The 13385-nt window shown below is 74.8% G+C and carries 9 protein-coding genes; all 9 read left to right on the plus strand.

Going from position 1 to position 13385, the window contains the following annotated elements; genetic code table 11:
- The first annotated feature begins 223 nt into the window (after nucleotides 1-223).
- The 9 genes from rsmH (at nucleotide 224) to murC (ending at nucleotide 13169) form a co-directional block, all read left to right on the plus strand.
- Nucleotides 224-1222 carry a 16S rRNA (cytosine(1402)-N(4))-methyltransferase RsmH gene (rsmH, locus tag NP048_RS07885; RefSeq protein WP_227577647.1) on the plus strand — a complete coding sequence of 333 codons (999 nt, stop codon included), beginning with the start codon at nucleotides 224-226 and terminating at the stop codon, nucleotides 1220-1222.
- Nucleotides 1219-1638, plus strand: a complete 420-nt coding sequence (gene ftsL / locus NP048_RS07890; protein WP_227577648.1) for a cell division protein FtsL — start codon at nucleotides 1219-1221, stop codon at nucleotides 1636-1638. The genes rsmH and ftsL overlap by 4 nt, the downstream gene beginning before the upstream one ends.
- 134 nt (nucleotides 1639-1772) lie before the next feature.
- A complete protein-coding gene (locus NP048_RS07895; RefSeq protein WP_227577649.1) occupies nucleotides 1773-3647 on the plus strand; it encodes a peptidoglycan D,D-transpeptidase FtsI family protein in 1875 nt (624 codons plus the stop codon).
- 23 nt (nucleotides 3648-3670) lie between these two features.
- Nucleotides 3671-5233, plus strand: coding sequence for a UDP-N-acetylmuramoyl-L-alanyl-D-glutamate--2,6-diaminopimelate ligase (locus tag NP048_RS07900; RefSeq protein WP_227577650.1), 1563 nt, complete (start codon nucleotides 3671-3673; stop codon nucleotides 5231-5233).
- Entirely contained in the window at nucleotides 5230-6660 is a 1431-nt protein-coding gene (locus NP048_RS07905) for a UDP-N-acetylmuramoyl-tripeptide--D-alanyl-D-alanine ligase (protein ID WP_227577651.1), read from the plus strand. The genes NP048_RS07900 and NP048_RS07905 overlap by 4 nt, the downstream gene beginning before the upstream one ends.
- Nucleotides 6657-7739, plus strand: a complete 1083-nt coding sequence (gene mraY / locus NP048_RS07910) for a phospho-N-acetylmuramoyl-pentapeptide-transferase (RefSeq protein ID WP_227577652.1) — start codon at nucleotides 6657-6659, stop codon at nucleotides 7737-7739. Before NP048_RS07905 ends, mraY begins: the two co-directional genes overlap by 4 nt.
- Complete coding sequence (gene murD, locus NP048_RS07915) at nucleotides 7740-9215, plus strand: UDP-N-acetylmuramoyl-L-alanine--D-glutamate ligase (RefSeq protein WP_227577653.1); 1476 nt, start codon at nucleotides 7740-7742, stop codon at nucleotides 9213-9215.
- On the plus strand, nucleotides 9212-10480 hold the full coding sequence (ftsW, locus tag NP048_RS07920; RefSeq protein ID WP_372456830.1) for a putative lipid II flippase FtsW: 1269 nt from the start codon (nucleotides 9212-9214) through the stop codon (nucleotides 10478-10480). The genes murD and ftsW overlap by 4 nt, the downstream gene beginning before the upstream one ends.
- The gene (gene murC, locus NP048_RS19350; protein WP_308054106.1) at nucleotides 10473-13169 is read left to right on the plus strand and encodes a UDP-N-acetylmuramate--L-alanine ligase; all 2697 of its coding nucleotides are present in this window, start codon (nucleotides 10473-10475) and stop codon (nucleotides 13167-13169) included. Before ftsW ends, murC begins: the two co-directional genes overlap by 8 nt.
- Nucleotides 13170-13385: the final 216 nt, after the last annotated feature.

Here is a 13385-nt window from a genome sequence, read left to right on the forward strand (position 1 = left end):
TCGCCGGGGGCGGCTCCGTAGCTCCCCGACCCGCACCCTCACTCCGCCCGACGAGACCTCCCCCCGTCCGCTCTGACGCCACTTCCCCGGCGCCAGAGGGTCGGTGGGGGATCTGGCCGGACGGTGGAGGGATCGTTCGGCCATCCACATGTATCACCAGTCACACCAGCACCATCTGTCACACCAGCACCATCACCAGTGCCGAAGGGGAGAGGGGGAACCGATGGACGAGCAGCCCGAGACGGGGTCGCGGCACCTGCCGGTCCTCCTGCAGCGGTGCATCGACCTCCTGGCGCCCGCCCTCGAGGCGCCCGGTGCCGTGCTGGTCGACTGCACGCTCGGCATGGGTGGGCACTCCGAGGGCGTGCTGCGGGCGTTCGAGGGCGTGCGGGTCGTCGGGATCGACCGGGACCCGCAGGCGCTCGCGCTCGCGAGCGCCCGGCTGGCTCCGTTCGGGGACCGGTTCACGGGCGTGCACGCCGTGTACGACGAGATCGGCGACGTCCTGGACGACCTCGGGCTGCCCGCGGTCCAGGGCGTGCTCATGGACCTCGGCGTGTCGTCCCTGCAGCTCGACGAGGCGGAGCGCGGCTTCGCGTACGCGCACGACGCGCCGCTCGACATGCGGATGGACCCGACGACCGGCCTCACGGCCGCCGACGTGCTCAACACGTACGACGAGCGCGACATCGCCCGTGTGCTGCGGGTGTACGGCGAGGAGCGGTTCGCCTCGCGGATCGCGCGCGGCATCGTGCGACGCCGGGAGCGGGCGCCGCTGACGCGCACGTCCGAGCTCGTGGACATCGTGCGTGCCGGCGTCCCGGCGGCGACGCGTCGCACCGGCGGGCACCCGGCCAAGCGCACGTTCCAGGCGCTGCGGATCGAGGTGAACGGCGAGCTCGCGGCGCTCGAGCGGGCGCTGCCGGCGGCGATCGAGGCGCTCGCGGTCGGTGGCCGGATCGTCGTCGAGTCGTACCAGTCGCTCGAGGACAGGCTCGTCAAGCGCGCGCTCGCGGTCGGCGCCACGTCGAGCGCGCCGCCGGACCTGCCGGTCGAGCCGACGACCCACACGCCGTACCTGCGGCTGCTCACGCGCGGTGCGGAGGAGGCCGACGAGGCCGAGCTCGCCCGCAACCCCCGCGCCCAGTCCGTCCGCCTGCGCGCGGCCGAACGGCTGCGTCCGACACCCGACCACCTGCGCACCCCGAGGAGAGCCGCATGAGCGCACTGCCCCAGGCCGCTGCCCGTACCGGGGCTGCGCGGGCGTACCCGCTGCCCGCGCGCCCGGCCGTCGCTCCGCCGCCACGGCTGCGGGTCGTCCGGGCCCCCGACCAGGCGCGCTCGCGGGTCCCGTTCGTGCTGGCGTGCATGGCGGTGCTCGGTGGTGCGCTGCTGGCGGCGCTCCTGCTCAACACGCAGATGGCGTCGCTCGCGTTCGAGCGCTACGAGCTGTCCAACGAGCTCGGCCGGCTGCAGCAGGACCGCATGGACCTCGTCGCGCAGCAGGACGCCCGGTCGGCACCCACGGCGCTCGCCGCCGAGGCCCGCCGCCTGGGCATGGTGGAGGCCAACGGGACCGGCTGGCTGCGGCTCGCGGACGGCAGCGTCCAGGGGGCTCCGGCACCCGCGGGCGGATGAGCACCCGGACGACCGGCGGTGCCGGCGCCCCCCGTCAGCCTGTCGCCCGCCCTTCCGGGGCGCGTCGGCAGGCTGTCGGCGCGCAGCCGCGCGTCGCCCCGGCGCCCGCGCCCCGCCGTGGCACCGTGGGCGGCGTGAGCGAGCGCAGCAGCACGGTGCCGCGGCGACGGACGCCTCCCGCGGCGTCCGCCGGCCGCACGGGCGTCGCGCCGCGTCGGACGGCGACGACGCCCGCGCCCGGCCGCGGCGGGTCGCGCCCGTCAGCGCCGCCGTCCGAGCGCGCCGTCGTCGCGTCGCGCCCGCGCATGATCGGGCTCGTCACGGTGCTGCTGCTGGTGCTCGTGACCTTCGCGGGGCGCCTCGTGTACGTCCAGGGGATCACCGGTCCGCAGATCGCCCAGGAGGCGCGGGAGAAGCGGATGACGACCGCGCAGGTGCTCGGGGCGCGCGGCGACATCACGGATGCCAACGGCGTCGTGCTCGCGACGTCGGTCGAGCGGTACCACGTCACCGTCAACCAGAAGCAGGTGAAGAACTACCGCGCGCGGGGCTCGTCCGACGGGCTCGACGGTGCTGCGGGCGTGGCCTCGCGGCTGGCGCCCGTGCTGGGGCTGAACGCCGCGGAGCTCGGCGGCGACCTCGTCGGCGACCGCGGCTGGGTCGTCGTCGCGCGCAACGTCCTGCCGGACGTGGCACGCGCCGTGCGCGCGCTGCGGCTCGACGGCGTCGGCGTCGAGAAGGTGGCCGACCGCGTGTACCCCAAGGGCACCGTCGCGGGCAACATCGTCGGGTTCGTGAACTCGGAGGGCAAGGGGCTCGCGGGCCTGGAGTACGCCCTGCACGGGGACCTGAAGGGCACGCCCGGCAAGGAGCGGTTCGAGCGGGGCAAGGGCGGTCAGCCCATCCCCGGTGGGGTGAGCGAGGCGAACCCGGCGCAGGACGGACGGTCGGTGCGGCTGACCCTGGACTCCGACCTGCAGTGGAAGGCCGAGGAGCAGCTGCGCGCCAAGGTGGCGGAGACCGGCGCGGACGGCGGTGCCGTCGTCGTGATGCGCATCACGGGCGAGGTGCTCGCCCTGGCCGAGTCCGTGCCCTTCGACCCCAACACGCCCGGCGACCAGGCGACGACGGCGCTGTCCAAGAGCGTCACGGAGGTCTTCGAGCCCGGCTCGACCGGCAAGGTCGTGACGATGGCGGCCGCGCTCGAGGAGGGCGTCGTCCAGCCGACCGAGCCGTTCGAGGTCGCCGACCGCTGGACGACGCCGCACGGCGAGACGATCAAGGACTCGCACGACCACGGCGTCGAGAAGCTCACGGCGACCGGTGTCTTCGCGGAGTCCTCCAACGTCGGGACCGTGCTCATCGGGCAGCGGCTCACGAAGGACCAGCGGTACCACTACCTGTCGGCGTTCGGCTTCGGCTCCCGCACCGGCATCGAGATGCCGGGCGAGTCGGCCGGTCTGCTGCGGACGCCCGCCGACTGGCACGGCCGCGACGAGTTCGCCGTGCTCTACGGGCAGGCGGTCTCGGTGAACGCCCTGCAGGTCGCGAGCGTCTTCGCCACCATCGCGAACGACGGTGTGCGGGTGCCGCCGCGCCTCATCGCCGGGTGGACGGCCCCGGACGGCCGGTACACCCCGCAGGCGCCGGCGGAGGGGACGGCGGTGGTCTCGCCGCAGACCGCGCAGGCGGTCCTGTCGATGATGGAGAGTGCGGTCGTCGAGGGGACCGGCAAGGACGGCGCCATCCCGGGCTACCGCGTCGGCGGCAAGACCGGCACGGCGCAGCGCTTCAACCCGAGCGGGTACACGGCGTCGTTCATCGGGGTGGCGCCGGTCGACGACCCGCAGGTCGTCACGGCCGTCATCCTGCACAACCCGCGGTCGTCGATCTACGGCGGCACGGTGGCCGCACCGGTCTTCTCGACGGTCACGGGGTATGCGCTCCAGCAGCTCGGGATCGCGCCGTCCGGAGCGCCGGCGACGCTGTTCCCCGCGACGTGGGAGTGAGCCGGCGGGGTAGATTCCTCCCCATGACGTCCCCCCTGGGCCGGCTCCGTCCCGAGCGCCCGCAGGTCCGCAGGGTCGACGACCTCGCAGCCGCGTTCGACCTCCCGACGAGCGGCGCCGCCCCCGCCGACCGGACGTTCTCCGGTGTGACGATGTCCAGCAGCGACGTCGAGCCGGGCGACCTGTTCGTGGCCGTCCCCGGCCTGAAGGTGCACGGCGCGCGGTTCGCCGCGGACGCGGTCGCGCGCGGTGCCGTCGCGGTCCTGACGGACCGCGACGGTGTCGGCTCGGTCCCGCAGGACGTGCCCGTGCTCGTCGCCGACGACCCGCGTGCGCTCGCGGGCCCCGTGACCGCCTGGGCGCTCGACGACCCGGCGTCGCGGCTCGTGACGATCGGCGTGACCGGGACGAACGGCAAGACGACCACGACCTACTTCGTCGACGCGGCGCTGCGCGCCGTGCACGCCCGCACCGCGGTGCTGGGCACGGTGGAGCTGCGCATCGGCGAGGACGCCGTCGAGAGCCCGCGCACGACCGTCGAGGCACCCGTGCTGCAGGCGCTGATGGCGGTCGCGCACGAGCGCGGTGCCGGCGCCCTGACGACCGAGGTGTCGTCGCACGCGCTCGCGCTGGGTCGCGTGCGCGGGCTGCGCTTCGACGTCGTCGGCTTCACCAACCTCCAGCGTGACCACCTCGACTTCCACGGCGACATGGAGGGGTACTTCCGCGACAAGTCGCGGCTGTTCGCCCCCGAGCAGGCGCGCCGCGGCGTGGTCGTCGTCGACGACGCGTGGGGCCGTCGGCTCGCCGAGGAGTCGCCGATCCCCGTCGAGACCGTGAGCACCCACGTCGGGGCCCCCGTGGCCGGCGGTGCGGACTGGGCGGTCGTCGAGGCGGACATCGGCCTCGACGGCGTCGGCTCGCGGTTCGTGCTGCGCGGACCGGGCGGCGCCCGGCACGAGGCGCACAGCCCGCTGCCCGGACTCGTGAACGTGTCGAACGCCGCGCTCGCGATCGTGCTCGCGCACGCCGCGGGCGTCCCGCTGCCCGCCGCGATCGACGCGGTGGCGGCCGCGCACTCGATCCCGGGCCGCATGGAGCGCGTCGTCGAGCGCGTCGACGGCTGGCCGCTGTGCATCGTCGACTACGCGCACACGCCGGACGCGCTCGTGCTCGCCCTGGAGGCGGTCCGGCCGATCACGCCGGGCCGGCTCGTGCTCGTCTACGGCTCCGACGGCGACCGCGACCGGGGCAAGCGCCCGATCATGGGGCAGATCGGCGCCCGTCTCGCCGACGTCGTCGTCGTGACGGACGAGAACCCCCGCTCGGAGGACCCCGCGTCCATCCGGGCCGCCATCCTCGCGGGCGTGCGCGACGTGCGCCCCGACATGACCGACGTGCACGAGGCGACCAGCCGCGCGCAGGCCATCCGCGACGCCCTTCGTCTGGCAGGTCCGGACGACACCGTGATCGTCACGGGCAAGGGCCACGAACCGACCCAGGAGATCGCCGGGGTGTTCCACCGCTACAACGACCGAGACGTGTTCCTCGCAGCCCGTGCCGAGGGCCGGGAGCAGCACGCGTGATCGCCCTCACCGCGGCCGAGATCGCGGCCGCCACGAACGGCGCGCTCAGCGACATCGCCCCCGAGCACGTCGTGACCGGACCCGTCGTCACCGACTCGCGCGAGGTGCTGCCCGGGGGGTTGTTCGTCGCGCTGCCGGGTGAGCACGTCGACGGGCACGACTTCGCGGCAGGCGCCGTCGCGGCCGGGGCCGGCCTCGTGCTCGCCGCGCGAGCCCTGCCGGGCCTGCCGTGCGTCGTCGTCCCCGACGTCGAGGCGGCGCTCGGGGACCTGGCCCGCGACGTGCTGGTGCGGCTGCGCGACGCGGCGTCGCTGCCCGGCGGCAGCGGCCTGCGGGTCATCGGGGTGACGGGCTCGGTCGGCAAGACGACCACCAAGGACGTGCTCGCCCAGCTGTGCGGGTCGGCCGGTCCGACGATCGCACCGGTGCGGTCCTTCAACAACGAGATCGGGCTGCCGCTGACGGTGCTGCGGGCCGACGAGCAGACCCGCTTCCTCGTGCTCGAGATGGGCGCCAGCGGTCCGGGGCACCTGACCTACCTGACCGACATCGCACCTCCTGACGTCGCGGTCGTGCTCGTCGTGGGGCAGGCGCACCTGGGCGGCTTCGGGGGCGGCATCGACGCGGTCGCCCGCGCGAAGGCCGAGATCGTGGCCGGACTGGTGCCCGACGGGACAGCCGTGCTCAACGGCGACGACCCGCGGGTGCGCGCCATGGCCGCGCAGGCACCGGGACCCGTCGTGCTGTTCGGTGCCGCGCCGGACGCCGAGGTGCGCGTCGAGGACGTGCGGCTCGACGCGCTCGGTCGGGCGTCCTTCCGGCTCGTGCACGTCGTCGGGGACCAGCGTCACTCACGGGACGTCACGCTGCGCCTGGTGGGGGAGCACCACGTGCACAACGCGCTCGCGGCGGCCGCCGCGGCACTCGCCGTCGGTCTGGACCTCGACGACATCGCGTCCGGGCTGTCGCAGGCCGACGCGCTGTCGCCGCACCGCATGCACGTCGTGGACCGTGCCGACGGCGTGACGGTCGTCGACGACTCCTACAACGCCAACCCGGACTCGATGCGCGCTGCCCTCAAGGCGCTCGCCGTCATCGCAGGGCGTGAGCGCCGGTCGGTCGCCGTCCTGGGCGAGATGCTGGAGCTGGGCGACGAGCACCGCGCCGCGCACGACGCGATCGGTCGCCTGGTGGTGCGGCTGAACATCGACCTCACGGTCGTCGTCGGCGAGGGCGCGCGCGCGATCCGGGACGGCGCCAACCACGAGGGGTCGTGGGGCGACGAGGTGGTGCTCGCCGACGACGTGGAGGCAGCGGCCGCGTTCCTCGCGGACGAGCTGAGAGCGGGAGACGTCGTGCTCGTGAAGTCCTCCTACGGCGCCGGGCTGTGGCAGCTCGGCGACCGGCTGGTGGCGGGTGACGCATGAGAGCCGTCCTCATCTCCGGTGGCATCTCGATGCTCGTGGCGCTGCTCGGCACGCCGCTGTTCATCCGGTTCCTCGTCCGGCGGCAGTACGGGCAGTTCATCCGGCAGGACGGGCCGACGGCGCACTTCACCAAGCGCGGGACGCCGACGATGGGTGGGGTCGTCATCATCGGCGCCACGCTCATCGGCTGGGTGTGCGGCCTGCTGCTGACGGGCACCCCTCCCAGCGCGTCGGCGATGCTCGCGCTGTTCCTCATGACCGGCCTGGGCGTCGTGGGCTTCCTCGACGACTTCATCAAGATCTCCCGGCAGCGCTCCCTGGGGCTGAGCCCGATGTGGAAGATCGTCGGGCAGGGCGTCGTCGGCGTCACGTTCTCCGTGCTCGCGCTGCAGTTCCCCAACGAGCAGTTCCGCACGCCGGCTTCGACGCGGATCTCTTTCGTCCGTGACACGAACCTCGACCTGGCGTTCGCCGGCGTGACGGTCGGGCTCGTGCTGTTCGTCCTGTGGGCGAACTTCCTCATCACGGCGTGGTCGAACGCGGTCAACCTCACCGACGGGCTGGACGGGCTCGCGACGGGCGTGTCGCTCATCGTGTTCGGCGCGTACGTGCTGGTCGGCGTCTGGCAGAACAACCAGACGTGCCAGTCGATCCTGTCCGCCGGGCCGCGGTGCTACGAGACGCGCGACCCGCTCGACCTCGCGGTCGTGGCGGCCGCGATCACCGGTGCGCTGTTCGGGTTCTTGTGGTGGAACGCGAGCCCCGCCAAGATCTTCATGGGCGACACCGGCTCGCTGGCGCTCGGCGGCGCGCTCGCCGCGCTGACCATCCTCACGCGCACCGAGATCCTCGGGGCGATCATCGGCGGTCTCTTCGTGGTGATCGTCCTGTCGGACGTCATCCAGATCGGCTTCTTCAAGATGACCGGCAAACGCGTGTTCAAGATGGCACCGCTGCACCACCACTTCGAGCTGTCGGGGTGGGGCGAGGTCACCATCGTCATCCGGTTCTGGATCATCGCCGGCCTCTTCGTGGCGCTCGGGGTCGGCATCTTCTACGGGGAATGGGTGGCGCAGTAGGTGGACGCACGGTTCGACGGTCGCACCGTCCTCGTGACCGGCCTCGGGATCTCCGGGCAGGCCGCCGCGCAGGTCCTGCGTGACCGCGGTGCCCGTGTCGTGACGTTCGACGAGCGCGCGACCGACGCGGACGTCATGGACGCGGCGGCGCTCGTCACCGACGGCCTGGCGGGCGCGGACCTGGTCGTCACGTCCCCCGGCCTGGCGCCCGCGCACCCCGTGCTGACGGCCGCGCGGGACCGCGGCGTCCCCGTGTGGAGCGAGGTCGAGCTGGCGTGGCAGGTCCGTGTCCCGCGTGACGGTGGGGACGGCCAGCCGGCACCCTGGCTCGCGGTGACTGGCACCAACGGCAAGACCACCACGGTGGGCATGCTCCAGTCGATCTTGCGGGCGGCCGGACGGCGCACGCTCGCGGTCGGCAACGTCGGCACCCCGGTCGTCCTGGCCGCGGTCGACCCGGCGCTCGACGTGCTGGCCGTCGAGCTGTCGAGCTTCCAGCTGCACCACACCCACTCGATGTCGGCGCAGGCGGCGGCCGTGCTCAACGTCGCACCCGACCACCTCGACTGGCACGGGTCCCTCGCGGCGTACGCCGCGGACAAGGGACGTATCTACGAGCGCGCCCAGGTCGCCTGCGTCTACGACGTGAGCGACCCGGTGACCGAGGGCCTCGTGCGCGAGGCCGACGTCCAGGACGGGTGCGTGGCGGTCGGGTTCACGCTCGGCTCGCCGGCAGTCGGTCAGGTGGGCCTCGTCGAGGACGTGCTCGTCGATCGTGGCTTCGCCCGACTGCGGCACACCCACGCCGCAGAGATCGGCACGCTCGCCGACCTCGCGCAGCTCGCCGGACCGGGCGGCGTCGTCCCGCCGCACGTCGTGCGCAACGCGCTCGCCGCGGCGGCGCTCGCGCTCGCGCACGGCGTCGAGCCGGCGCACGTGCGCGACGGGCTGCGGGAGTTCGCCCCCGGCGCGCACCGCATCGTCACCGTGGGACGCCTCGATGACGTGGCCTACGTCGACGACTCGAAGGCCACCAACGCGCACGCGGCTGCGGCGTCCCTCGCCGCGTTCGGGCCCGACTCCGTGGTGTGGATCGCCGGCGGGCTGGCCAAGGGCGCACAGTTCGACGACCTCGTGCGCACCCGCGAGGACCGCCTGCGCGGCGTCGTGCTCATCGGCACCGACAGGGCGCCGCTGCGCGACGCCCTGGCCCGACACGCGCCGCACGTCCCGGTGATCGAGGTGGACGCCGGTGAGACTGAGCCCGTGATGACGCGCGCCGTGAACAGCGCGCGCCGGCTCGCGGCCGGCGCGCCGGCCGGTGTGCCCACCACGGTGCTCCTCGCACCCGCCTGCGCGTCGATGGACCAGTTCACGTCCTATGCGGCACGCGGCGACGCGTTCGCGGCCGCAGTGCGCGCCCTGGGCGGTACCGACGACGCCGGTCGGGAGCGGCTGCAGGAGGGGCGGCCGTGAGCACCGCGGTCGCACGGCCGCGCACGGCGCCCGCCCGGGCGGTGACGCCTCCGGGTGGCTCGCCCGCGGTACCCGAGGCGTCGGTCCTGGGCACCTGGAACTCCGCGGTGACGAGCTACTACGTGCTCCTGGGCGCCACGCTCCTGCTCCTGGCCATCGGCCTGGTGATGGTGCTGTCGAGCTCGAGCGTCGAGTCTCTCGCCGCCGGCAACTCGCCGTACGCGGTCTTCCTCAACCAGGCCCGGTTCGCGCTGATCGGGCTGCCGGTGATGGTGGTGATGTCACGGCTGCCCGTCCGGGTGGTGCGGGCTGCCGCGTGGCCGGCGCTGCTGTTCGCGATCGGGTTCCAGATGCTGGTGTTCACGCCGCTGGGCGCGGGCGAGGGCGGCAACCGCAACTGGGTCAGGCTCCCGGGGTTCATGGCGCAGCCGTCCGAGGTCATCAAGGTCGCGCTGGCGATCTGGATCGGCGCGGTGCTGACCCGCAAGCTGTCGCTCGTGCACGAGTGGAAGCACGCGTTCGTGCCCGTCATCCCCGTCGCGGGCGTGGCGATCGGCGTGGTGCTGCTTGGCCACGACCTGGGGACGGCCATGGTGATGTGCCTGCTGGTGGCCGGGGCGATGTTCGTCGCGGGCGTGCCCCTGCGCATCCTCGGCGTGGCCGGGGCCCTGGCGGCCGGTGGCGTCGCGCTGCTCGTCGTGGGCAGCGAGAACCGCGTCAACCGGATCATGTCGCTGCTGTCGTCGTCCGAGTGCGACGTGCAGAACGAGTGCTACCAGAGCCTGCATGCCGGGTACGGCCTGGCGACGGGAGGCTGGACGGGCGTGGGCCTGGGCCAGAGCGCCGAGAAGTGGTCGTACCTGCCGGCCGCTCACAACGACTTCATCTACGCCATCCTGGGAGAGGAGCTCGGTCTCGTGGGCACCCTGCTCGTGCTGGGTCTGTTCGCGCTGCTCGCCTTCGCGATGGTGCGCGTGATGCGCCGGCACCCGGACCCGTTCGTCAAGATCACGACCGCCGCGATCTTCGCGTGGATCATCGGGCAGGCGATCGTCAACATCGCCGTCGTGATCGGGCTCGCACCCGTCATCGGGGTGCCGCTGCCGCTGGTCTCGGCGGGTGGCTCGGCGCTCATCATGACGATGGCGGCGCTCGGGCTGCTGCTGTCCTTCGCGCGCACCGAGCCGGGTGCGGCCGAGGCGCTCGCCGCACGGGCGTCGGTCGTGCGCCGCTCGCTCGCCGTGATCGGACGGGCCCGTGGCTGACGCGACCTCCGTGCTCCTGGCCGGCGGCGGGACGGCCGGCCACGTCAACCCGCTGCTCGCGGTCGCCGACGAGCTCCGCCGGCGCCACCCGCACGGCACGTTCGCGGTCCTCGGCACCGCCGAAGGGCTCGAGGCGCGGCTCGTGCCCGAGCACGGCTACGACCTGGCCGTCGTGCCGCGCGTGCCGCTGCCGCGCCGCCCCACGCCCGACTGGCTGCGGCTGCCGGGGCGGCTGCGTGCGGCCGTGAGCGCCGCCGAGGACGCGATCGAGGCGATCGACGCCCAGGTCGTCGTCGGGTTCGGCGGCTACGTCGCGACCCCGGCGTACCTGGCGGCGCGCCGCCGGGGCGTCCCCGTGGTCGTGCACGAGCAGAACGCACGCCCGGGGCTGGCGAACCGGGTCGGCGCGCGGTGGGCCGCTGCCGTCGCTGTGACCTTCGAGGGCACCGCGCTGCCGCACGCCCAGGTGACGGGCCTGCCGCTGCGGACCGCCGTGCAGGAGCTGCTGGTCGCGCGCGCGTCGGACCCGGCCGCGACGCGGCTCGCGGGCGCACGCGCGCTGGGGCTGGACGCGAGCCTGCCGACGCTGCTCGTCACGGGCGGGTCGCTGGGCGCCGTCAGCGTCAACCGTGCGGTGTCGGGCGCCGCGGCCGAGCTGCTCGCCACCGGCGCGCAGGTGCTCCACCTCACGGGCCGCGGCAAGGCGGACGACGTCCACGCGGCGCTCGCCGGCGTGCCGGGCGCCGAGCGGTACCACGTCGTCGAGTACCTGACCGCCATGGACCGCGCGCTCGCGGTCGCCGACGTCGTCGTGGGTCGCTCCGGCGCGGGCACCGTCTGCGAGCTGGCGGCCCTCGGGATCCCCGCCGTCTACGTCCCGCTGCCCATCGGCAACGGTGAGCAGCGGCTGAACGCGGCCGGCGTCGTCGCCGCCGGCGGGGGGATCCTCGTCGAGGACCGCGACCTGACACCGGACTGGGTGCGCGCGCACGTCCCGGTCCTGCTCGGCACGGGTGACGCCGCGGCGACCCGGGCGCGCATGGGTGAGGCCGCGGCCGGTGTCGGGGTGCGCGACGGAGCCGCCCGGGTCGCGACGCTCGTCGAGGCGCAGCTGCCGGCGCGCGTCCGTGCGGCCGCGCCGCCCCGGCCGTCCGTGACGGCGCACGCGCCGGCCGTCGCCGACCCGGGGGAGCGCGGTCCGGTGGCGCTGGCCGACCTCGGCCGCGTGCACCTCGTGGGCGTCGGTGGCGCCGGGATGTCGGCCGTCGCACCGCTGCTGGCCGCGCGCGGCCTGCGGGTCAGCGGGTCGGACGCCCACGACGGCCCCGCGCTCGCCGGCCTGCGTGCCGCGGGCGTCGAGGTCCAGGTCGGGCACGCCGCGGACCACGTCGAGGACGTCGACTGCCTCGTCGTCTCGTCCGCCGTCCGGGCCACGAACCCCGAGGTGGCCCGTGCGCGTGAGCGGGGCATCCCGGTGCTGCACCGCTCGGAGGCGCTGGCGGCGCTCATGGCGGACCGCGACGCTGTCGCCGTCGCCGGCGCGCACGGCAAGACCACGACGTCCGGGATGGTGGCGGCCGCGCTGGTCCACGCAGGGACGGACCCGTCCTTCGCGATCGGCGGCGTCGTGCGCGCGACGGGCGGCACGCTGGGTGGTTGGCGGCACGGGGAGGGTCCGTTCGTCGCGGAGGCCGACGAGTCCGACGGGTCGTTCCTCGCGTACGAGCCGCTGGTGGCCGTCGTGACCAACGTCGAGCCGGACCACCTGGACCACTACGGCACGCAGGAGCGCTTCGAGGCCGCCTTCGAGCGGTTCGCGGACCGGGTCCGTGACGGCGGGCTGCTCGTCGCCTGCGCCGACGACCCCGGTGCGGTGCGGCTCGTCCAGGCGGCGCGGGACCGGCTCGCGGCGCGCGGCGTGGCGGTGCGTACGTACGGCGTCACGCCGGACGCCGACGTCCACGTGGGCGAGAGCACGCGGACCGCGGACGGACGCTGGCAGGTCGTCCTGACGCCCCGCGACGAGGCGCCGGTCATGCTCCGGCTGCAGGTCGCGGGCGCCCACAACGCCCTGGACGCGGCGGCGGCGTGGTGTGCGCTGCGGCGTCTCGGCGTGAGCAGCGAGGAGGCCGCCGCCGGGCTCGACGACTTCGTCGGCACCGGACGACGGTTCGAGGACCGCGGGACGGCCGGCGGCGTCCGCGTGGTCGACGACTACGCGCACCACCCGACGGAGGTCGCGGCGCTCCTGCGCGCCGCGCGGCAGGTCGTCGTCGACGGTCGCGTCCTCGCCCTGTTCCAGCCCCACCTGTTCTCGCGGACCCGCACCTTCGCCCGCGAGTTCGGCGAGGCGTTCGACCTCGCCGACGCGGTCGTCGTGACCGACGTGTACGCGGCTCGGGAGGACCCCGACCCGTCCGTGACGGGTGCGCTCGTCGCCGACCACGTCCCCACGCCGGGCAAGGCCGTGTTCGTCCCGGACCGGGTGGCGGCTGCCCGCGCGGTCGCCGCGCTGGCGCGGCCCGGTGACCTGCTGCTGACGGTGGGTGCGGGTGACGTGACGGAGCTCGCGGACGTCGTGCTCGACGAGCTCGCGTCCCGCGACGCCGGGCTCCAGGCCCCGGGCGGCCCGGAAGCACCGCACGCCGGGGCGGCGGTGTCCGAGCACCCGGGCGGTGCGCGGCCGTGAGCCCGCAGCGTCCACCGGCCCCGCGCCCGGGACGCCCGTCGCCCGCCGCACGCCCGGTCCCGCCACGTCGCGCGGCGACCCGCCGGCCCGCTGCCACCCCGGAGGCGACACCGCCGACCGCACCGGATGACGTCGACGGCCGCGCTGCTCGCGCGGCCGTCCCGCGTGCCGCCGTCCCGCGCACGGCGGCGGGCACGGCCCGCGCCGAGAGCGCGC

This window comes from Cellulomonas xiejunii (genome assembly GCF_024508315.1).
Lineage (GTDB): Bacteria > Actinomycetota > Actinomycetes > Actinomycetales > Cellulomonadaceae > Cellulomonas > Cellulomonas xiejunii.